The sequence below is a fragment of the Pleurocapsa sp. PCC 7327 genome (assembly GCF_000317025.1).
Taxonomy (GTDB): domain Bacteria; phylum Cyanobacteriota; class Cyanobacteriia; order Cyanobacteriales; family Microcystaceae; genus Hydrococcus.
In genome coordinates, this window is record NC_019689.1 from 908,751 (window position 1) to 928,334 (window position 19,584).

Consider the following 19,584-nt stretch of genomic DNA (forward strand, 5'->3'; position numbering starts at 1 on the left):
TAAGCCGTTCGAGAGCTTTATGAGAGGACTAAACTCTTTAATAAGAGCAAGTAAAATTATTAATACTCCATAATTATTCAAAAAAATATAGATATTAAATGGCTATTTAATCCACGCTTAACAGAAGTAGCAATTCAAGAGATACAATTTTAGTATCCTTATTCTAGTAAAGCTTTTGAGATCCAATCGCCATTCAGCGACGGAAGATAAGCTCAGCACAATTCGTTAAATTGTTGCCTTGAAGAAATTTTAATTGTTAATAGGTTTTTGGCTATAAGTAATTTAACCTGTTTATAATAGCAAACTTTCTTAACATAAAGAGATAATATAACAAATATTAAAAAATCTGCCAATTTTAAATTACAAATTATTACAAATACGAGATTTATTTCTAACAAGAAGACAGGGTAGTATAGAAAACCACAGTTGAGAAAAAGTTCCCTAATCGAAGCTTTAATATCCGACAGGAGAAATTTATGAACAAGCCACGCATAGGCGCGATCGCCTGTTTAGTGGTGCTGATGCTAATGCTTCTGAGTTGTTCCCCCTATGAATATGAAACGACATCTGTCGAACGCCTCAGAGAGTTGATAGCACAAGCCGAGGCAGCTAATGCAGCTAAAGCTGATGTCTCTTCTGCATCGCCCAAGTACGACCAAAACCAAAACACAAATCTATCTACGCAAGCAACTGAGTATAGCCAGAACGAATCTACAAAAAATGCAGAATCCTACGATCGCGATTATCTCGGTTATGTACCCGACGATTATTATGGCAATTTAACCGAAGCCGAGAAGCGCGGTTTGCAGACCTGGTACTTTTGGACTGGCGGCAACGAAAAATTCTTCCGCGATTTTGCCAAGCGAACCCACGGGGAAGCCGATTTTTTTAGCCTTCTCGATGCCCGTCCCGATAGCGAACTGTTGCCAGGCGACACCCATCACATTCAACGCAACGAGCGTTTTAAGACCATTGGAGCCATTAACGATCCTGGATGCAAACAAGCAACAGAACCAGACGAGTACGGTTTATGGTTGGATAATTGTGATAAAGATCCCCAGGCAGCGGGAATTATGGGAGCGCGTAAGTTCCCCAATCCCAACTTCGATCCCCAGAAATGGGATGTAGCCAAATACTATGCAACCGGAGACGAAAAAGCACAACTCGAACCTCCTTACCGAATCGGGATTTCTTGTGGGGTTTGTCATATCGCTTACGATCCCCTCAAACCCCCTGCCGATCCAGAAAATCCGAGATGGGAGAATCTAGCGTCGGCGATCGGCAACCAGTATCTTAAAGAAGGAGCCTTATTCGGCGGCAATCTACCAGCCAACGATTTTCGCAGACAGGTAATTGACAGACAGCCGCCAGGGACTTCCGATACCTCTCGCATCGCTACCGATCATATCAACAATCCCAATGCCATTAACGCGATTTTTAATCTCGAAGAGCGGCTGATCTTAGCAAATCAACCCAGCCATCAACAAGTCATGAACGATGGGACAACCCAGGGAGTGCCCAACATTCTCAAAGATGGTGCGGACTCCGTTGGTGTTGCCCTCGCTTCGGAGCGCGTATATATCAATATCGGCTCGTGTTCGGATTATTGGCTGACACTCCACGATCCGTTGCTGGGCAGAAAGTCCCAGAAGCCTTTTGATATTGAGACAGCTAGGAAAGAATGCGAATATTGGCCCAAAACGGAAGCACGCATGGCAGATGCCGAAGCCTTCTTGAAGACTCTCAAACCGCTTCATCTGGCAGATGCACCTGGAGGGAAAGCTTACTTAACCAACGATCGAACGGTACTCGAACGAGGGAAAATTGTCTTTGCCGATACTTGCGCGACCTGTCATTCTAGCAAGCAACCACCTGCTGAAATTGCAGCCAATCCCGAACAAGCAAAGCAATGGTATCGCGAGTCCGTTCTGAGTTCGGATTTTCTCGACCATAACTTCTTGTCCGACGATCTGCGCAAACCAGTCACGCTGATTGGCACCAATGCTTCCCGCGCCTTGGCAACTAATGCCATGCAGGGTCATGTTTGGGAGCAATTCTCGTCAAAGACCTACAAAGAACTCCCATCGCCGGGTACGCTTACGCTTGAGAATCCTTTTGACAAAGATAAGCCGATCGCATTTAAAATACCAGCCGGAGGCACGGGCTATTACCGAACTCCATCGCTGATTAGCCTATGGTCGAGCGCTCCCTTCTTCCATAATAATGAGCTGGGTAAATATAATGGCGATCCCTCAGAGGAGGGACGGATGGAAGCCTTCAACGATGCGGTTGAAAAGCTTCTCTGGCCCGAAAAACGCCAGGGAAGGATCGAGCAAACGGATCGAGAAACTTATCTAGAAATCGGCAGACTCAAAGCAACGGTTCCTCAAGGCACGCCAATTAATCTGCTGGCAAATTTAGATCCCCGCAATACCCCAGCCATCCTGCAAAAAACGTTGGACTCAGAAGCAGGGGCTAAAAAGCTACAATTTCTGGCTAGATTCATTCCCGATGATGTGCTCGCCCCGCTGCTGCTGAAAAACAACCAGTCTCCCGATTTTATCGAAGACCACGGACACTACTTTGGCACGGATTTGCCGGATGAAGACAAACGAGCATTGATTGAGTTCTTGAAGACTTTTTAATTGAAGGTGATTGGTGACTGGGAAATTCCTTAATCGCTCATTACTAATCTCACCAATCCTTTCATATTCCGAGTAAGGTAGGGTGGATTGTAATCTACCCTACCAATCTCAGCAAATGAATGCAAAGTTTCAATAGGGCTTAAGATCGTGAATGCAAACAATTTTAATTCTTCCAAAACCGCCCTAATTACTGGTGCTTCTAGCGGCATTGGCTATGAATTGGCGAAGATCTTCGCCGATCGCGGTTACAATCTGGTTTTAATTGCTAGAAACGAACAAAAACTCAGTCGGGTTGCCGATGAATTCCAAGAAAAATTTGGCACTTTAGTGAAGATTATTGTTGAAGATTTATCTATACCAGATGCGCCAACAAAAATTTTTCAACAACTCCAACAAGACGCGATCGCAATTGACGTTCTAGTCAATAGTGCTGGTTTTGCTGCCTATGGATTTTTCTGGGAAACCGACCTGAATGCCGAATTGCAAATGATGCAAGTTAATATGGTAGCGCTGACCCATTTAACCAAATTATTTCTTAAGGAAATGGTGGCTAGAAGGCAGGGGAAAATTTTAAATATCGCATCTACTGCTGCTTTTCAGCCAGGTCCTTTGATGGCGGTTTATTACGCCACTAAAGCTTACGTTCTCTCATTTTCTGAAGCGCTTGCCAACGAATTACAAGGAACGGGAGTAACCGTCACGGCGCTTTGTCCCGGACCGACAGAATCTGGCTTTCAAGCGAGGGCCAACATGGAGCGATCCAAGCTGGTGAGCGGAAAACGCATTATGGATGCGAAAACTGTTGCCGAGATAGGCTATCGCGGCTTAATGAACAATCAAACGGTTATCGTCCCCGGTCTAAAAAATAAGCTGCTGACTCTCAGTGTTAGGTTTACTCCCAGAAATCTCGTGACCAAAATTGTGAGAAGTATGCAGGAAAGAATTTAAATAAACTAAATACTATTAAACACTAAAAATGCTCGCCTCGATCGCAATCCCGATTCAGACTATGACAAATGTCATAGAATGAAATGTAGTAAATATTAATCTTGGTGAGGTGAAGCGAGAAGCTCTGCCCCGTGTAGAAAAGACGATCTAAACTAACCTGCGTAAATCTCCATCATCATCTTTCTTGAAATTAACAATTTTTTGGAAATCAATCGCAAACAAGATTCCTTTGCGTTCGGACCACGTCGCAACTAACATTTTAAATTCCCCAAACGCTGCCATTGCCGTGGGAGGGAAAGGCACTTCAAATTGTCCGATGCGGTTGCCCTCTCGATCCAAGAGGCGGAATTGCCCCGAACGATCCACAAGAATGTAACCCCACTCTCGTTCGAGAATAAATTCTGGGACGATTTCGAGAGTAATGCGAGTAACTTTCAAAGGTTTGAGATTGATGAGTACGCTCATAATCGGATCGCTTTTTTCAATCGCAAAGAGGCGATAGGGTTCGCTTGTGCTTGGCGTAACGCGATGTAAAGTAATGGGTAAGGAAAAAGCATCTATTAGTCTTCCGCGACGATTAAACAATCGAAATACCGTATCGTCGCTGCCCTCTTCGAGAAAAGAAAAGATCGCGAGTCCATGATGGCGATCGAGAGCAATTAATTGAGAAGGTAGGGGAGAATCGATCGATGTTCCAAGGGATTGAAAATCTGGTAATTTGAAAATTTGTAGCGACTTGGACGGGGTATCGCTAGCGATCGCGATCCAATGTCCCTGGGATTCGATCGCGCTGACGAGAGTTTTAGCGTTGTGAGAAAATAAAGGCACTAGCTCGGATGTTTCCGAATCGTTGGCACCGCCAGATAAGCAGCATATTAAATCGATGGCGCTTTTGGATAAGCAATAGATCGCATAAGTCTCCTGGTGGGACTTCGTGGTAACAAATCCGCCTTGAGGACGCACGTTCAAATCGACGACAGGCGCATCAAATTTGACTTGCCACTGCTGTACGGGATTGCCAGTTAGCTCGTTACTGGCATAAATGCGACCCAAAACGCGATTGCCAATGGCTAAATATACTTGCTGCGAGTCAACGGCTAAATGAGTAATGGGTTCTGAAAGAGGTTCTTGAAAGAGAATTTTCAGATCGTTAGAGGAGACTTCTAAGGGAGCAAGCGATAAAAAGCCAGTTGGATACTTCTCGGCTGCCAAGACTTCAGCCGCTAACCGAACCGACTTTAACATTTCGCTGGCACAGGAAAATCGCCTTTGGGGTAATTTTTGTAGGGCAGTCAGAATAGTAGAACGCAGAAGAAAAGGCACGCTTTTAGGAATTTCTATGGGTTGATTGAGGTGAGCTGACTGTAATTCCCCAGGCATTCCAGAAAAAGGTCGTTTGCCAAGAATTAGTTCGTAGAGCATCACGCCAACCGCATAGAAATCGGAGGCAGGAGAATATTGTGCATAAAACCGCTCTGGTGCCATATAAGCGGGACTGCCCGTGTATCCTCGTCCCGTCCCTTTCCCGCCTGCCTCTAGCTTGAGCCGAGCGATCCCGAAATCAGAGATGCAAGCGGTCCAACCAGAGCGATCGATCTTGAGGAGAATATTTTCTGGCTTGAGATCGCAGTGAACGATATCTCGACTGTGAGCGTGTTCTAGTGCCAACAAAACATCGGTAATAATTTTTAGACCATGCACTAGACTAAGCTTACCTTCAGATTCCATCACGTCTCGTAACGTCCCGCCCTCGCAGTAATCCATCACGAGATAGCGCCTAGTCTTGCCATATTCAAGCCCCTGGCAACTGACGATGTTAGGATGTTTCAGGCTGGTAAGGTGGGCAAATTCGCGTAAAAATAGCCGAGTAGGAAATCTGTCTTTGTCGAGGTCTTTGAGCGCCACTATCTCTCCGGTTTCGCGGTGGACTGCACAGAATACTCGACCAAATTGCCCTTGTCCTATCTGACCCAAAATTCGGTATTTGGAGCGCTGCATGTTTATCAGTGACCAGTGATAAGGGCGGGTTTATTTGTCAAAATCATTAATCTTTTCCCAGGAAACAATCTAAACCCGCCCGTACAGTTACTTCTGACTCCTTCTTATTCAAACAATCCGCTAACAGGGATTCTTTGAGAGAAATGATTATTAGTTTCTGGTTCCTCGTGTTTGGCAACAGTGCGGAAGTCGTGCATTCCTTGGCTAAGATTTCTAGCTTTTTGGTAATTCCCGATATCTCCCTGTTCGAGAAAGTATTTAGCCGCCTTGCGAAAATCTTCAACCGCCATCTTGCGATGTCCGATATCTTTGTTGAGCATGCCTCGATGGAAGTAAGCATTGGCATAGGTGGGATCGAGGCGAATGGCTTCGCCGTAATCTTCAATGGCTTTTTGCTTGTCTCCCAAACGCTCTTGGCTAAATCCGCGTTGGAAATAGAATTCAGCCGAGTTGGGATTAGCTGACATTTTCTGGGTGATTTCTTGGATTTCTCGCATTTCCAGCACGACGGCTTCCAATTGCTTTTGTTGGGATTCTAGGGCGCGATCGAATTCGTTTAACTTGTGAGTTTCTTGGTTGAGATTAGCTGTAAATTTCTGAAGTTCTCCAAGTTGTCCCGACAGGGTGTCGAGGCTAGTTTGATGGGCTTGCGTTTGCTGGCTCAGTTGAGCGACAGACTTTTGCTGAAATTGATTCAACTCGGCAATGCTCTTTTGTACGCTACTAAGTTGCTGGCTAATTTGCTGGTTTAATTGCGCGATCGCGGCTTGCTGGCTGTCAGCCATCTGGGTCATCAGTTGCTTGCGATTGAAAACATGAAGGGCAACTGAGGCAGATAGCGGAATCGCAGCGAAGGCAACTTGTTGAAAAACGAGCGAGGCAACCGAGCCGCCAGCAGCACTAACTAAGGCAATAATATCTAAAGTATTTAACCCAGAAGCGTTTTTGGCGGTTGCTTGGGGATTTTCTAATGGCTTTTCCATAGTGTCACGCTACCTTTCAATAAAATGTTCTAAATTATTTACAAACTATGAGAGATATTTTTCTGCTTGATGGGTAAGGATCGTACAATCTGAGGCCGGAGAACAAGAACACAGAAGAACGAAACCAGCCTTGATTTCGTCAGATTTTAGGAAGCTTGAGGCTTGTCCTGTTTGCTCTACTTTCCCCTCAACGACTTTACCCAGACAGTCGAAACAAGAACCCGCTCGACAAGAGTAAGGAAGTTCTATTTCTCTTTCTTGTGCGGCATCGAGAATGAATTGGTCGCTAGGAACTTGAATCGCTTCCTGAGTTCCCTTGGCTTCGTTGACTAAAGTGACGGAAAAGGTTTTGTCGTTCATAATCTAGAAAATTGAGCTGAGAGAGTAGACTGAGTTAAGCAGCGCCCAAAACCGCGCGATCGAGTTGCAAGACAGGGAGCATGAGTGCTGCTTCCTCAGCACTCAGATATAGTTTGATAACATCTTGAATGAGCAGATAGTTGATCTGAGCGTATTTGGTATAGCCAAAAGACTTGACGATGGTTTTGTACCAGAGCAACAGACCGTCTTGCAGGCGATCCAAGTCATCAAATAGCATGAAAGTAGCAGAGCAGCGCAACATATTTGTCATGTCTCGACGGCAGATTTCGGTAATATCCTTTCCGTTCAGCTCAAAGAGATTTTCATTGCGACTGCGCTTTTGAGCTTCCCACCGATGAATGATTTGCTCTTCATTATCCCGAATCTTCTCGTAAGCGCTCAGACGATCTTTGACAGATTCAAGATATGCTTCGAGAAACTGTAACTCTTTGTCAGTAGCGTAACGACCTTCAACGTCCACACTCAAACGAGCCAATTGTTTCAACATTGTCCTAAATTTCCTCGATCAAACTGTTAATTATTAATTAATAGCTGTGGCATTCATCCCACTAACGACTAACCATTAACCAACCAATTAAGCGTCTTTCGTTTTCGCCAGATACTCCGAGACTTGTCCCTTCGTATCTTTGAGTTGGGTAATCATGGTACGGGTGATTAACTTTCCGGCTTCGACTAAAACGGCACCAGTTAAAGGATGCAGAATATCTTGTTCGGCTCGACGACCGATCAAGGATTCAACGTCTTCGATTTGGTTGACGTAAGTACCGGAAGGCAACTCAATCACAACTCCCTCTCCCATTACCCTTGCCTGGCAAGCTAGGCGAGATAATTGATTGCAGGTGGTAATGACTTCGAGGGTTCGCTGTTCTCGGCGATTCATTGGAGACAAGCTCTCCATGCCTTCTTTAATAAATACGTGGCAAGTGGCACACATTCCCCGACCGCCGCATTCTTTCATGATGTTCAACTCATTTTTGAGCAACCCAGACAAAAGATTGTCGTTAGTTTGGATAGCTATTTCTGTGTTAATGGGGTCGAGCTTAACGACTTTAGCCACTTAATTTATCCTCCTATGATTAGTTTCCGCACAGTAGTTCCATAATCTTGTTATGGTCGTGTCCTTCTTCTCGCCATGCTTCTACGGATTCGAGTCGCTCGGCTAAACCTAAGATAAAAAAGTTGCATTCTGCACCCATCGATTCGCAGGCAGTTTGCACGCAGTGCAAGTTGCGTCCGGTTAGCTGGCTGAAGAAGGCGCTCAGAATCCCTGCTTCAAAAAAACACATAGGTTGCTTTCCCGAAGGAGCCACTCGAGCAAAGGCAGAATTCTCAACTTTGACAGCCAGAAATCCTTTTTGGTAGAAATCGAAGTCGATATCGATAACGCCCCAACCGTGGGTTTTCCAACATTGCTTAACGCATTGTAAGAACTCTACCATCTCCATCTGAGCGATAGGCTTGCCATAGTATTCGCCAACTTCCTCAGCGAATCGCTTGAAGAAGCTCTTGCCCCACCAGCGACCGCAGTTGAACATAACTAATCCCGATCCTTCTTGACCGACTTCTTGTTCGAGTCCTGTATAAATGGCTTGCAACAGCGTATGGGGTAAGGCCAGCAAGCGAGAGCCACTGCGGTTTTCAATCAGACCGAATTCAAATTCGCCTTTAACGTAGGCATCGGGAGCGAAATAATTTCCTAGCGAGGAACGTTCTTTAACTAAAGTTGCAATATTAATCATTATTTTTCCTACCCCGTTATCAGTTGTTAGTATTGGCTTCAACGGACGCTTCACCCACCAGGGTTTTATAGGCTTGTGCCAGGAAAGGTTGAATTAGGACGAATTGCTCGGCGGGTAGTTCTTGTTGCAAGCTGAAGATTAACGATTCGTAAAGGTGCTTTTCAATTGCCTCCATTTGGTGAGCTTTGACGATATCGGTGAGCCATTCGAGCAGGCGGCGCTCTAAATATTCGGGATTGTTTAGCAGCATTGCCATAGCACAGTAGCGCATGACTGAGAGCCAGTGCTTGAGCGCGCGTTCTAGAGTTTTAGAGTTTTCATTAGGAAAAGTTTCTAGCAGTTTGTCGGCAACGGGTTGGAAAACAACGACTTCCTGGTCGCGCAAGGATTTATAGGTTTCGAGTCGTTTGGCTAAAGACGAAACCTGAAGATTGAAAGCGTTAATTTCCATGGGTTGCAGGTAGCGATCTTCGGCTTGTTGAAACAAAGCCTCAAAGTCAGTATGCATAGGAGTTCTTTCTAAAATAAATCGGATAAATTACTGAGTTTCATTTGTTGGTTTCGAGAAGGGATGGGATTCGACGCAGGAGTAGATTTGCGAGAGGCAAGAGGAGCCATTCCTGGTTTGCCGTCCCATGCGCTCATTTGGAAAAATTCGCCAACTGACAGGATAAGTGACAGTTCTTTAGGTGCCTGCTGGTAGAAAATTTGCTTGCCGAGAAGCTTGCCTTCCCAGTTACTTTGGTTGAGAAAGTCTTCGAGACTCAGACACAGCCAGGAAGTTGGCGCGATCGCACTTTCAAAAAACTCTCCTTGTGCGGCAAGCTGACGACCTTCCCAATTGGAATTGCCAAAAAAATCTTGGACGCTTAGGCATTGCCAGAAAGTTACCTCATTCATCTGAGTTCCCCATCTTGCAAGCGCGTTTCAATATCTCGTGCTGTCGCGCCTTCGTGCATCCAGAAGGTAGCGGCATCGAGGCGGTCTTGTTTGCCTAAGAGGAACTTGCAGTAGGTTTCTCCCATGGCGTAGCATTGGATCTCAATGCAGTTCAATTCTTTTTTAACTAGGCTGCTGAAGAACCCGGCTAGAAGACCTGCATAGATGTGACAGACGGGTTTGCCAACATCGCCTAATGTCCGGGCTACGGCTGAATCGAAGATGTTGACGAACATAAAGCCATTTTTTTGATCGCTCAGGTCGAAATCCCAGTTGCCCCAGCCTTGAGCGGTAAAGGGCCACCACCACGCTTCTAGCACGTAGGGCAGATTGAGTTGGCTGATTTCGGTCTCATACTCGTACTCTTTGATAAACCAGTTTCGGAAAAATTCGGCATCTCTTTTGCCCCATTCTTTGCCAATGTTGTACATAACAACGCCAGAGGCATTACCGACTTCTTGCTCTAAACCTTCGATCAATCCGACGATGAAGTCTTCGCTCGCTAAAATGTTACGGGATTCGTTCCAATCGAGAATTTCTCCGCTTTGAGTTTGGAAGACGAAGAAATCTTCCCAGCGAAAGTGATGGTGCTTTTTAGGATATTTCTTTTTTAGAGTATGTTCTGCTGTTTTGAGAAAGAGTTTTTGACCGGGGTTGGAATTGGTTGGAGTATAGACCATAGGATAAATATCCTCATGTTTATCAAGCTAATCTATAAGCTTAAATTTCTTAGCTTGATATCATCCTATGGGAATCTTTCTTTGAGACCATCGGTAGTAATAGGGAATTAACTCGCTGAATTTTCTTAGGGTTCCGCGATTGTACTTAGATTATTTGTGACGGCTGTCAATGACATTTATGGAAAGTCTGTAGGCTGATAAACTTTTACTTAAATATCTGTAATGTGTATTAATTAATAAATCGTTATCTATCAGCTTGTAAGCCCTCAGTCAACATTTGCGTTGTAAAGCTAGCTAAAGCTTCTACCGTACTGTTTTCTGGAACTTTAATCTGACCGTCAACGAGCAGCATGGCTAAGCCGTGTACCAAAGACCAAGCAACCCAGGCTAATCCCTTGGGATTTTCCTCACGAAACGCTCCGGCTTTTTGACCTTCAATAATGACATTGACTAGCATCATAAAGGCTGTTGTGGCTGCTTCGCTCAAGGCAGGATATTGCCCTTCATCTTTCTGAGAATAGCGAAACATGACCTCGTATTCGCAGGGATGCGCGATCGCGTATTGCACGTATGCAACGCCAATGGCTTGCAATCGTTGGGAATGCTCGTTCGGGATTTTCTCTAGGGTTTGGAGCAAATAGTTACTCATCTCTTGAAACCCTTTTTCGGCAACGGCTGCCAAGAGAGCTTCGCGATCGGCAAAATGTCGATAGGGAGCAGTATGAGACACACCGATGCGCCGCGCCACTTCTCTGAGCGACCAATTGCTCATGCCTCGTTCTGCGATTAATTCTATAGCCGTGTCAATCAAAGCTTGGCGTAGATCTCCGTGGTGATAGGTTTTTTTAGACTGCATAGGATTTCGTAATTTTTCTTAACTCTATTTTCACCTATCAATGTTGACAGTGTAAACATATTGGTGCTAGATTAAATGTTAACAGTGTAAACATGCATGAAGAACCCATTTATCTAGGTGGAGGCATCACGATGTCTAACAGCTACAGCAACGAAGACGTACAACAGATTCTGCGACAGGCAACGACTCTTGAGCAGGAGAATTCTATCTCGCGAGAGCAACTTCAAGAAATCGCAGCTGAAGTCGGCATTTCGGCACTGCATGGAGCCTTTGTTTATGGCACAGATGAGAAAACTGCTCAATTGGAGCGAATTAGTTGTTTTCATTGAACTTTTGCGATGCGATCGCGCCAAAAACAGTAGATTCAGGAGGAAATAATATGAATACCTCACACTACGACATAATCCTAATTGGTTCGGGGATGGGCGCTCTAACCGTTGCAAGCCTAATGGCACAGATGCGAGGGAAAAAAGTCTTAGTCCTAGAACGCCATTTCAAAGCAGGCGGATATACTCATTCCTTCAAACGACAACAGTTTCATTGGGATGTCGGCATTCACTATGTCGGACAAATGGGAGAAGGTTCTCAAATGCGCCGCTTGTTCGATCTAGTGACTCAAGGACGAGTTGGCTGGCAAAAAATGCCCGATTTGTTTGAGAAGTTCGTCTATCCCGACTTCACCTTTAATCTATACAGCAATAAAGAACGCTATATTCGGGATTTAATCGAGCAATTCCCCGAAGAAGAAAAAGCGATTCGCCAATATTTCCGCGATACGGCTAAAGCAGCGATCGCTCTTGGGATGCAGGCAACCAGCGAATCTGGTGGCTGGTTGAAGTTGCTCGGTGCCATTGTCAACCTATTTAATCCTCCCAGACTAAACCTAACGACTCAGGAATATTTAGACAGACATTTTCAAAATCCCAAACTGAAAGCCTTATTAGTGTCTCAATGGGGAACTTACGGACTTCCACCAAGCAAGAGTTCTTTTGCCGTTCACTCGGCGATCGCGCAACATTATTTAGAGGGGGCATACTATCCCGTTGGCGGTGCGGGTAATATTGCAGCCAGCGTTCGAGAGACTGTAGAAGCGAGCGGGGGTAAGATTCTTTTAAATCGGGAAGCTACCGAGATTTTAATAGAATATGGAAAAGCTGTAGGGGTAAGGGTTCGCAAAGTCAATGCCAAGGAAGAGACTTTTGAGGAATATTATGCCCCCGTTATTGTCAGTAATGTAGGAGCGACGGCTACTTATCTCAAACTAATTCCCAGCGATTATCCTATTCCTTTCCGCGAGTCGCTGCGACGCTTTGTAGGGCAGCATTCCCCAGTGACGAATATTACCCTGTATTTAGGATTTTCCGAAGATCCGCGCCAACTAGGATTTCAAGGGGAAAATCACTGGATTTACGAGAGTTTTGACCACGATAGTATTTATAATCGCCGGGGTGAGTGGATTGAGAATGGAAAACCGATGGGAGTTTATCTATCGTTTCCATCGCTCAAAGATCCCCAGGCGAAAGCTCATACCGCAGAAATTATTGCTTGGGCAGATTATGAAACATTTGCTCGCTGGCGGAAGCAACCTTGGTTGAAACGAGATGAGGAGTATCGGGCACTCAAGCAGCAGTTGAGCCAATCGTTAATCGACTTGGTAGATCGTCATTATCCCGGATTTGCAAAGATTGTTGAATATCAAGAACTTTCAACGCCGCTAACTAACGAGCATTTTACAGGACACGATCGCGGGGGAATTTATGGACTGCCTATTGCTCCCGAACGCTTTGAGAAGGAAAATGCTGCTTGGACTCATCCGAAAACTCCCGTACCGGGACTATATCTAACGGGCGCGGATTTGTTTATGGGAGGCATTGTTCCTGCCATGATGGGCGGCGTAGTTACTGTAGCCAATCTCCCGGATGGGATTTCTCTGCCTCAAGTCTTCATGGCAGCGAGACAGTTCAAAGCAGCAATGGAGAAACAGGAGTCTCACCTGACGCGCACGCCGAGTGCCTTGTCCCAATGAATTGGCTTATCGGACTTGGGCAAGGGAGCTTCTGGAGTCTGTCCCACTGATACCCCATACTTCCAGTCTGGCGGGCAAATAGCAATATAACGTGCATACCCTCCCAAACCGCCTTTGAACTTGGAATATCCGATGGCAACCAAAGCCCCCGTTTCAGGCACCCGATCTAAATTCGCCACTCCTTCTGCCTGGGTATACCCGTTGTGTAAGAGCCAAGCTTCTCCTTCGAGAGTAGGCGTGCTGTCGGTATCGAGTGGCTCGTGCCCGTGCAGTAAGATCTTGCGCTCTAGATGCAGAAATTTGAGCGCCTCCAGCCCTACGCCAGGAAATTTGCGTCTTTTAGCCAAATCGGGGTTGGGCCATTCCTTAGACCAGTCGGAGCGCACGAAGACAACCGAGCCTTCGGGAATCTTGCCGTGCTTTTTCTCCCAAGCAAGAATATCCTTAACGGCGAGGTGATAATTGGGGTCTTTGGCAACTTTGTCTTGGATGGGAATGACGACGAGAGGACGAATGGCATAAGTGGCTGGGAGTTCGTCGATGGTTGGATAGTAAGGATCCCAATGGGCGGGCGGATCTAACTGAGTACCGAGCTGATCTGTAGATAAGTCGTAGTGGGTTGCCTCGAAGCCATCGGTTTTGTAGGTGTAGGGTTTGCCAGTCTTGGGATTGACTGTCGGCTCGAACTTGGACGGTCCAAACCCTTCCCAGACGGGAATTGAAGGCGCGATCGCATGGGTGAGATCGACATATTTGGCGTTTTTGAGCGACTGCTGATAGACTTGCCACAGGGAAGGCTCGCGTCTGGACTTTACCGCCTCTGCGGGCAAAGAGATCGCCGCGATCGCCAAAGCCACAAAACAAAAGATTGCGAAAATAGTTCTCTTGGTTGGCTGACTAAAAAATCTATCTAAAACGCTTTTTAGAAAGGATTTGACGCGAAAGATAGCCTTACTCATAAGAAAAGCTTGCTTTAGGTCTATTGATAACTAGATACATTATCCAGCACTCGCTAGATGTTAAATCGCTGCTTCTCGTCATTTCCAGCAATAAAAATTAGGCGATCGCGATAAAATAGAAAGGTTAGGATGATAAAATTAGTCGTCTCCTTCTTTTTGAAAAACTTATTTTTCCTCAGTTGGAGATTTAACTCCGCGATCGAGCTGCCAAATAATGGCGTTGAGTATGAGAGTGCCATTTCCCGTGCAACGTTCTCGATAGTCTTCTTGCTCGGCAATAGCAGCTCCCAGTCTTTCTATGGTCTTTCCATATTTTTTATCTTTAACTAACTCCTTCTCTTCAGCAGTGAGAGGTCGCGTTTTCTCTAAAACGGATTGAATGATAGGAACGTAGGGAAAAGCTTCCTCAGCTGCCTCTTGAACTTCTAGTTGCAGTTTAGTCAGTTGGACGATTTCTTGTGCTCCTTGAATTACGAGAGCGAGGGTATCGGTTTTTTGAGAAACTTGCGACTCTTGCAGGCGAGAACTTTCCGGAGGAACGTAAAACAAATGTTCGGCAGTCATGCCATCGGGGAATTTGTCCGCTTCGATTTCTCCTCTTTCTCACATTTGCTGGAGAATCTCTAAAGCTTTGGTTCGATTTTGTGGGGTATCTCCTTCTTTGCCTTCTACTTCAATGAGAATTCCTTCTTGCTCGTCGGCAGGCTGGTTAATGTCGCTAACCGCTACAAAATGGGTAACAGTCTTCCGTCTAGCCATTATTTTTAATCCTCAAGTTTAAATTTACGCTGAAGTAATCGATACAATTGTACTAAAATTGCGTATTTAGGAGGGATTGATTCTTCCTATCAAAATTTTGGTATCGAGCTAGGCCGCACTTTGCTAGTCGTAGCCATTCCTAATATGCCTGCCGAAGTATTTTGGTTCGAGAAAGCAGAGATTGACTTTTACTGGCAGCAGTGGAAAGAAAAAACGAGTTAATGCCTATTGGAGTGCCCAAGCACCAAATAAATAAGTAGTCGTCCTGAAAAATTTCCAAATCCCAATAAAATTGAACGTTTTAGTCAGATTGAGTTATTGCCCAACCAATTTCTGCTTGTAGAGCCAAATTATTTCGCTCTTGAGAAACGCCAACAAAACCTCCAATAAAATTCAGATTAAATATTTCTTGATAGTATTTCCAAACAAAAGGAACTTGCGATAAACCAACTGGGAAACAATCCATAGTTGATTCGGCTAAATATGGACTGTCCCAATTTTTAATTGCTGCATCTACATAAGGATTTATTTCAGTGTAATTTCCTTGTATATCTCTGAGATAAGGAAAAAAGACGTTAATCCAACCCTAATTGAAGCTCCTCCAGAAGTATCATCAAATTTGTAGAAAGAACGCCAAAATAGAACTCTAATCTTCCAATATTTCCACCACCCCCATTTGACCGTCAACTCGCACTCGCTGACCATCTCGCAACAGGTGAGTTGCATTGTAAATATCCATGACGGCGGGAATTCCGTACTCGCGAGCAACGATCGCGCCATGGGATAAAGCACCGCCAACTTCAGCAATAATTCCGCCAGCACGAGCGAGGATAGCTGTCCAACCGGAATCAGTATAGGGAACGACGAGAATGGTTTGTGGGTCGATTTCCCCTATTTGTTGCAGCGTTCTGAGAATTTTGACTTGCCCTTCTGCTATGCCAGGACTGGCAGCAATTCCCTGCAAGCGTCCTTTGGCAGGCAGAGGCGCAGCAGACAGAAAAGAGGTTTTCGGACTGCCGTAGACGACGAAGGGAACGTGAGTAATCGCTTGATTCTTCTTATATTGAGTTCGTCGTTGTTGGATGAGTTGGGGCAACCGTTCTCTCAGTTCGGGAGCGGAATTTTCAATAAAGCGGTGAATTTCATCAAATTCTAGAAAAAAGATGTCCCCTTGAGCAGAAAGCGTGCCGTCTTTAAGCCAAAATTCCTCTAGAGCGACAAAAGTCCATCGCAGATGAGCGAGCAGTTGCGAGTAGATTTCAGTTGCTTGTCCTTTGAGATTGAGACGCTTTTGTACGAGTTGTACTTTCCATGCCTGCGTTTGCACTGCGTTCTCTTTCGGTTGCGGCGGATGAAAGAGAAAGCGGGTAAATAGGGCTCTCATCGGGCGAGGATCTTCTATCCAGCGAGGAACTGCGATATCGGTTGCCACTTCGCTCAGGTAGCCATAGCGTTCGAGCCATTGTTTAAACTGTTCTAAAATGTTTTGTCCGTCGGGGGTTTCTGCCAAATATGCGAATAGGGAGGGGCAGCTATAACCGCTCAATTGTTCGATAGGTAGTAAGTTGCGAGCATAAACAGCAAGATCGGCAAGCGATCGCGAGGAGGCAACTTCTGGAGTTTGGCTGTTATCGAGTTGTTCGGGCGATACTTTGAAGATTGCTTGTCGCAGGGCAAGACTTAGAGGAGCGAGTATGCTGTAGTAAGTTGCCTGTTTCAGAACGGGTAAAATCGTATCTATCCTTTCCCATAACTCCGAAAGAGACGATTCTGATAGAGGGATAGCTTGGATCAAATTAAAAGTTGGCGTAAAGTATCTATATTTGTCTCGCTCAAAGTCTCGCTCTAAATTCCACTCTCTCTCCAATAACCTCAGCAATCCCGGAAGGTTGCGCAAGGTAGATTCTAAGGGAGGCTTGCTAAATTTTGCGCCTCTGGTAAGAAACTCTAAACTTTCTGAAGGGAGTCCCATGCGGCGGAAAATCTCTCCCAACAGCGTCGCGTTAAAATAGGCGCGTTGGTAATGTAGCGTTGCCGTTTCGTTAAAATCCAATCCCCTTGACCGTTTTCCCAAAACTATCCTAAAAATCTCGCCCCACACGCCACAAGTGAGGGGACGATTGAGCGACCACGTTAGCGGACGAATGACCCCTGGAATGACTTCAGCGGCAATCTTGCGCGTCCAAATCGGATGCAGATTGGTAATCGATCGCGCTTGAAGCAACCACAACTGTTGTCCGTCAAAAGTCCATTCGATATCTTGAGGAATGCCGTGATACAGATCTTCTATTTCCCGTGTTATTTGGGCAACTAATTGCAGTAATTCTCGCGGAACGTCGCCATTTTCTGAATTCTGTCCGGGCGAACTGCCGTTTGCTCCTACTTCTATATAATATCTTTCGGGAGTAACTTTCCCCGATACCACTCGCGCTGCGTCTCCTGGCAAGGCTTCGATGACAACGGCTGTATTCAAGGGATTTATAGGATCGCGGCTAAAAGCAACGCCAGAAAAAACGCCTCGAACCTGTTTTTGAATCAATACCGCCATCGCAGCATTAGTTTGATTTCTGTCTTGACGATACCTGACGGCAGAGGGAAGACTGTAGGAGGTTTGACAGTCGAGAATGGCAGCCTGTAGGGCTTCGCGGCTAGTAACGTTCAAAATGGTAATATACTGTCCCGCTGCTGAGGCGGTTTCCGAGTCTTCGCCAATGGCTGAAGAACGAACGACCAAGGGATTTTCAACCGAGGGTTCGAGAAAGGCAAGTAACGGTTGCGGGTCGTCGCCTGGGGGAAGAACCCAGCCATCGGGAACGTCGTAACCTAATCGTTTTAGGCGCGAGAGAGTCGCAGCTTTTTGTCCGACTTTGCGGGCATCCAGCTTATCATTTAAGGAGGGGATGGCGCGATCGCCTTGGAAAAAACGAAACAGTTTTCGCGATCCTGCTTTTGCCGAGCGCGAGGGAAGATCGAGATCGTCGGGGATTTTTTGATAGATCCAGGCAAGCAACCCAACTAGCGCGATCGCAGCAGCAATGTATTCGCTGCTATTGGGATGTCGCAAGGCTAAAATCAGAGCTAGCACAAACAGTCCTACCAAACGCCCGGATTTGCGCTCCCGAAAGATCGTAAAACTAATTCCCCCTATCAGAACGGTCAAAAGGGCTGCCTTCCAATCGTGAGCGACAATTCCCCAAAATACATTGGTCGTTCCGGCACCTTTGCCCATCCAATAACGTCCGGCAACTAGGGCAATCAAGGCGATTAACTCCCATACTGGTTGGGAGGGAAAGAACCAACGGGCTAAGAAAACGGCGGCGATTCCTTTTGCCGCTTCTGACAAAACGGCTAATATTCCTACAACAGTCCCGCCGTGATAAAAAGCTGCCGAGACGGAGATATTTCCCGTTCCCAATCTCGCTAGCTTTCGTCCCGTTAGCCCATAGGTAATCCAGTCAATTAGAGGAAGTCCTCCTAGCAGGGGACACGCTATAAAAATCAGTAGAGAACCCCAAAGCTGTGTAAGCGTCATTTGATGTTTAAACCAATCCTTTGGATAAAGTCAGGGGCTTGCTCATAATACTAAGGTATCTGCTATTTTTTCGGAATTCAAAATTCGCTATAGACGATCCTAAACCTAGCACGAGTCCGAACCATCTATCCGCTGTATTAGAGATGCTTCATAAAGAAGTCGGAAGTCGGAATTGGAGAGCGAATCAAGTTTAGGTTAGATGCTATCTAAAAGTTCGTCCCACTCTTCCCATTGTGGGGCTGACGCTTCTGAGATGTTTCTATCCTCGTGAGGCTGAGTCGATAAAGCCTCTTCTGTTTGTTCTTCTGGTTCTATTTCTATGAAGGATTGTTTTTGCTCCTCAAGCTGACAGAGATGCAATTGTACATCGTTAACCGAACCTAATAATTGCTGTTTCTGGCTTTCTAATTCATATAGGTCGCGATCGAGTTGCTCTTTCTGGGCATATATCTCTGAGATATGGTCTTGCAGTTGCTGGTATTCTTCCCTTAATAGGGTTAAGCAAGTTTCCTCTCGATCGATTTGTTCTTGTCGATTTGCAATAATTTGGTCGAGTTCTTTTTTGAAATAGCTCATTTGCTGCAATTCTACTTGCAAAGCTTCACAAGCTTCTTCTAACTCCTGCTTTTGTTCGGAAAGTTGCGGTAATTCTTGTTGGATTTCTCCTCGTCGTTCGTGCAGTTCGTTAACTTGGTTGATTAAATAATTTCTTTCTACATTTAAATTACCAAGGCTCAATTCGATTTCTTGTCTGACGTTTGTCGTCGTCATTAAAGACTGACGCAGTTGATTTTCATAATTTTCGAGGCGATCGATCTCATCTTTGAGAGCTTGCGCTTTATTTTTTAAAGAGTTTCTTACTACTCGCTCTTGTCTGAGGGATTTTCTATCTACAACTGATGCTCCGATAAAACTAGCAGTTGTTGCGATCGCACCCGTTGTCAGTGCTTTTTTTAGATCTCTGTCGGCGATGAATCCAATACCACAACCTACGCCAAAAGCCACTAAACAGAGCAAAATCCGATTCGCTAGCTTGGTTGACGGCATCTCAATTACTTATCCTGCCTTACTAATATAAGGGTTACGCAAAAATCTAACAAAGAATTTTATTTTTTACAAAAATCTAAGATTTTGAGGTT

The 19,584-nt window shown here is 45.4% G+C and carries 20 protein-coding genes; 4 read left to right on the top strand and 16 right to left on the bottom strand.

Annotation, left to right across the window (positions count from 1 at the left end; all coding sequences use genetic code 11):
* Positions 1 to 476 precede the first annotated feature (476 nt).
* Together PLE7327_RS04040 and PLE7327_RS04045 are read left to right on the top strand one after the other, a co-directional pair.
* Positions 477 to 2,645 (top strand): hypothetical protein, encoded by a 2,169-nt coding sequence (locus PLE7327_RS04040; RefSeq protein WP_015142588.1) that lies wholly within the window; start codon positions 477 to 479, stop codon positions 2,643 to 2,645.
* A 147-nt stretch (positions 2,646 to 2,792) separates the two neighbouring features.
* A complete protein-coding gene (locus PLE7327_RS04045) occupies positions 2,793 to 3,593 on the top strand; it encodes an SDR family oxidoreductase (protein WP_015142589.1) in 801 nt (266 codons plus the stop codon).
* A 147-nt stretch (positions 3,594 to 3,740) separates the two neighbouring features.
* Here PLE7327_RS04045 and PLE7327_RS04050 read toward each other — a convergent pair whose 3' ends face one another.
* From PLE7327_RS04050 to PLE7327_RS04095, 10 genes are all read right to left on the bottom strand, one after another.
* The gene (locus PLE7327_RS04050) at positions 3,741 to 5,591 is read right to left on the bottom strand and encodes a serine/threonine-protein kinase (protein WP_015142590.1); all 1,851 of its coding nucleotides are present in this window, start codon (positions 5,589 to 5,591) and stop codon (positions 3,741 to 3,743) included.
* Between the two features lie 104 nt (positions 5,592 to 5,695).
* Positions 5,696 to 6,574: a tetratricopeptide repeat protein gene (locus tag PLE7327_RS04055; protein WP_015142591.1), complete on the bottom strand. Its 879-nt coding sequence runs from the start codon at positions 6,572 to 6,574 to the stop codon at positions 5,696 to 5,698.
* Between the two features lie 45 nt (positions 6,575 to 6,619).
* Positions 6,620 to 6,934 (bottom strand): 2Fe-2S iron-sulfur cluster-binding protein, encoded by a 315-nt coding sequence (locus tag PLE7327_RS04060; protein WP_015142592.1) that lies wholly within the window; start codon positions 6,932 to 6,934, stop codon positions 6,620 to 6,622.
* Positions 6,935 to 6,968: 34 nt separating this feature from the next.
* Complete coding sequence (locus tag PLE7327_RS04065) at positions 6,969 to 7,442, bottom strand: phycobilisome protein (RefSeq protein WP_015142593.1); 474 nt, start codon at positions 7,440 to 7,442, stop codon at positions 6,969 to 6,971.
* Positions 7,443 to 7,529: 87 nt separating this feature from the next.
* Positions 7,530 to 8,012 (bottom strand): 2Fe-2S iron-sulfur cluster-binding protein, encoded by a 483-nt coding sequence (locus tag PLE7327_RS04070; RefSeq protein ID WP_015142594.1) that lies wholly within the window; start codon positions 8,010 to 8,012, stop codon positions 7,530 to 7,532.
* Between the two features lie 19 nt (positions 8,013 to 8,031).
* Positions 8,032 to 8,694, bottom strand: coding sequence for a V4R domain-containing protein (locus PLE7327_RS04075; protein WP_015142595.1), 663 nt, complete (start codon positions 8,692 to 8,694; stop codon positions 8,032 to 8,034).
* A 19-nt stretch (positions 8,695 to 8,713) separates the two neighbouring features.
* Positions 8,714 to 9,202 carry a hypothetical protein gene (locus PLE7327_RS04080; protein ID WP_015142596.1) on the bottom strand — a complete coding sequence of 163 codons (489 nt, stop codon included), beginning with the start codon at positions 9,200 to 9,202 and terminating at the stop codon, positions 8,714 to 8,716.
* Positions 9,203 to 9,213: 11 nt separating this feature from the next.
* Positions 9,214 to 9,594, bottom strand: coding sequence for a hypothetical protein (locus PLE7327_RS04085; RefSeq protein WP_015142597.1), 381 nt, complete (start codon positions 9,592 to 9,594; stop codon positions 9,214 to 9,216).
* The gene (locus PLE7327_RS04090; RefSeq protein ID WP_015142598.1) at positions 9,591 to 10,313 is read right to left on the bottom strand and encodes a V4R domain-containing protein; all 723 of its coding nucleotides are present in this window, start codon (positions 10,311 to 10,313) and stop codon (positions 9,591 to 9,593) included. Before PLE7327_RS04090 ends, PLE7327_RS04085 begins: the two co-directional genes overlap by 4 nt.
* A 244-nt stretch (positions 10,314 to 10,557) precedes the next feature.
* Positions 10,558 to 11,169: a TetR/AcrR family transcriptional regulator gene (locus PLE7327_RS04095; RefSeq protein ID WP_015142599.1), complete on the bottom strand. Its 612-nt coding sequence runs from the start codon at positions 11,167 to 11,169 to the stop codon at positions 10,558 to 10,560.
* A gap of 92 nt (positions 11,170 to 11,261) precedes the next feature.
* Here PLE7327_RS04095 and PLE7327_RS04100 point away from each other — a divergent pair, with 92 nt between their 5' ends.
* Both PLE7327_RS04100 and PLE7327_RS04105 read left to right on the top strand, forming a co-directional pair.
* On the top strand, positions 11,262 to 11,498 hold the full coding sequence (locus PLE7327_RS04100) for a hypothetical protein (RefSeq protein WP_015142600.1): 237 nt from the start codon (positions 11,262 to 11,264) through the stop codon (positions 11,496 to 11,498).
* A gap of 50 nt (positions 11,499 to 11,548) precedes the next feature.
* A complete protein-coding gene (locus PLE7327_RS04105; RefSeq protein ID WP_015142601.1) occupies positions 11,549 to 13,195 on the top strand; it encodes an NAD(P)/FAD-dependent oxidoreductase in 1,647 nt (548 codons plus the stop codon).
* Here PLE7327_RS04105 and PLE7327_RS04110 read toward each other — a convergent pair.
* The 6 genes from PLE7327_RS04110 to PLE7327_RS04125 form a co-directional block, all read right to left on the bottom strand.
* Positions 13,159 to 14,154: a cyclase family protein gene (locus PLE7327_RS04110; protein ID WP_015142602.1), complete on the bottom strand. Its 996-nt coding sequence runs from the start codon at positions 14,152 to 14,154 to the stop codon at positions 13,159 to 13,161. The genes PLE7327_RS04105 and PLE7327_RS04110 overlap by 37 nt on opposite strands.
* A gap of 165 nt (positions 14,155 to 14,319) precedes the next feature.
* The gene (locus PLE7327_RS04115; RefSeq protein ID WP_015142603.1) at positions 14,320 to 14,718 is read right to left on the bottom strand and encodes a hypothetical protein; all 399 of its coding nucleotides are present in this window, start codon (positions 14,716 to 14,718) and stop codon (positions 14,320 to 14,322) included.
* A 39-nt stretch (positions 14,719 to 14,757) separates the two neighbouring features.
* Positions 14,758 to 14,913, bottom strand: coding sequence for a hypothetical protein (locus tag PLE7327_RS25605; RefSeq protein WP_015142604.1), 156 nt, complete (start codon positions 14,911 to 14,913; stop codon positions 14,758 to 14,760).
* Positions 14,914 to 15,214: 301 nt separating this feature from the next.
* Positions 15,215 to 15,493 (bottom strand): DUF4419 domain-containing protein, encoded by a 279-nt coding sequence (locus PLE7327_RS23120; RefSeq protein ID WP_083888282.1) that lies wholly within the window; start codon positions 15,491 to 15,493, stop codon positions 15,215 to 15,217.
* Between the two features lie 66 nt (positions 15,494 to 15,559).
* Positions 15,560 to 18,445 (bottom strand): glycerol-3-phosphate acyltransferase, encoded by a 2,886-nt coding sequence (locus PLE7327_RS04120; RefSeq protein WP_015142605.1) that lies wholly within the window; start codon positions 18,443 to 18,445, stop codon positions 15,560 to 15,562.
* Between the two features lie 195 nt (positions 18,446 to 18,640).
* Positions 18,641 to 19,492, bottom strand: coding sequence for a hypothetical protein (locus PLE7327_RS04125; protein ID WP_015142606.1), 852 nt, complete (start codon positions 19,490 to 19,492; stop codon positions 18,641 to 18,643).
* Positions 19,493 to 19,584 lie beyond the last annotated feature (92 nt).

Bases quoted from the DNA above. Each gene is read 5' to 3' on its own strand.
- PLE7327_RS04105 (WP_015142601.1), top strand. From the start codon at position 11,549: ATGAATACCTCACACTACGACATAATCCTAATTGGTTCGGGGATGGGC.
- PLE7327_RS04085 (WP_015142597.1), bottom strand. From the start codon at position 9,594: ATGAATGAGGTAACTTTCTGGCAATGCCTAAGCGTCCAAGATTTTTTT.
- PLE7327_RS04100 (WP_015142600.1), top strand. From the start codon at position 11,262: ATGCATGAAGAACCCATTTATCTAGGTGGAGGCATCACGATGTCTAAC.
- PLE7327_RS04090 (WP_015142598.1), bottom strand. From the start codon at position 10,313: ATGGTCTATACTCCAACCAATTCCAACCCCGGTCAAAAACTCTTTCTC.
- PLE7327_RS04040 (WP_015142588.1), top strand. From the start codon at position 477: ATGAACAAGCCACGCATAGGCGCGATCGCCTGTTTAGTGGTGCTGATG.
- PLE7327_RS04120 (WP_015142605.1), bottom strand. From the start codon at position 18,445: ATGACGCTTACACAGCTTTGGGGTTCTCTACTGATTTTTATAGCGTGT.
- PLE7327_RS04050 (WP_015142590.1), bottom strand. From the start codon at position 5,591: ATGCAGCGCTCCAAATACCGAATTTTGGGTCAGATAGGACAAGGGCAA.
- PLE7327_RS04065 (WP_015142593.1), bottom strand. From the start codon at position 7,442: ATGTTGAAACAATTGGCTCGTTTGAGTGTGGACGTTGAAGGTCGTTAC.
- PLE7327_RS04095 (WP_015142599.1), bottom strand. From the start codon at position 11,169: ATGCAGTCTAAAAAAACCTATCACCACGGAGATCTACGCCAAGCTTTG.
- PLE7327_RS25605 (WP_015142604.1), bottom strand. From the start codon at position 14,913: ATGGCTAGACGGAAGACTGTTACCCATTTTGTAGCGGTTAGCGACATT.
- PLE7327_RS04060 (WP_015142592.1), bottom strand. From the start codon at position 6,934: ATGAACGACAAAACCTTTTCCGTCACTTTAGTCAACGAAGCCAAGGGA.
- PLE7327_RS04080 (WP_015142596.1), bottom strand. From the start codon at position 9,202: ATGCATACTGACTTTGAGGCTTTGTTTCAACAAGCCGAAGATCGCTAC.
- PLE7327_RS04055 (WP_015142591.1), bottom strand. From the start codon at position 6,574: ATGGAAAAGCCATTAGAAAATCCCCAAGCAACCGCCAAAAACGCTTCT.
- PLE7327_RS04125 (WP_015142606.1), bottom strand. From the start codon at position 19,492: ATGCCGTCAACCAAGCTAGCGAATCGGATTTTGCTCTGTTTAGTGGCT.
- PLE7327_RS04110 (WP_015142602.1), bottom strand. From the start codon at position 14,154: ATGAGTAAGGCTATCTTTCGCGTCAAATCCTTTCTAAAAAGCGTTTTA.
- PLE7327_RS04075 (WP_015142595.1), bottom strand. From the start codon at position 8,694: ATGATTAATATTGCAACTTTAGTTAAAGAACGTTCCTCGCTAGGAAAT.
- PLE7327_RS04115 (WP_015142603.1), bottom strand. From the start codon at position 14,718: ATGACTGCCGAACATTTGTTTTACGTTCCTCCGGAAAGTTCTCGCCTG.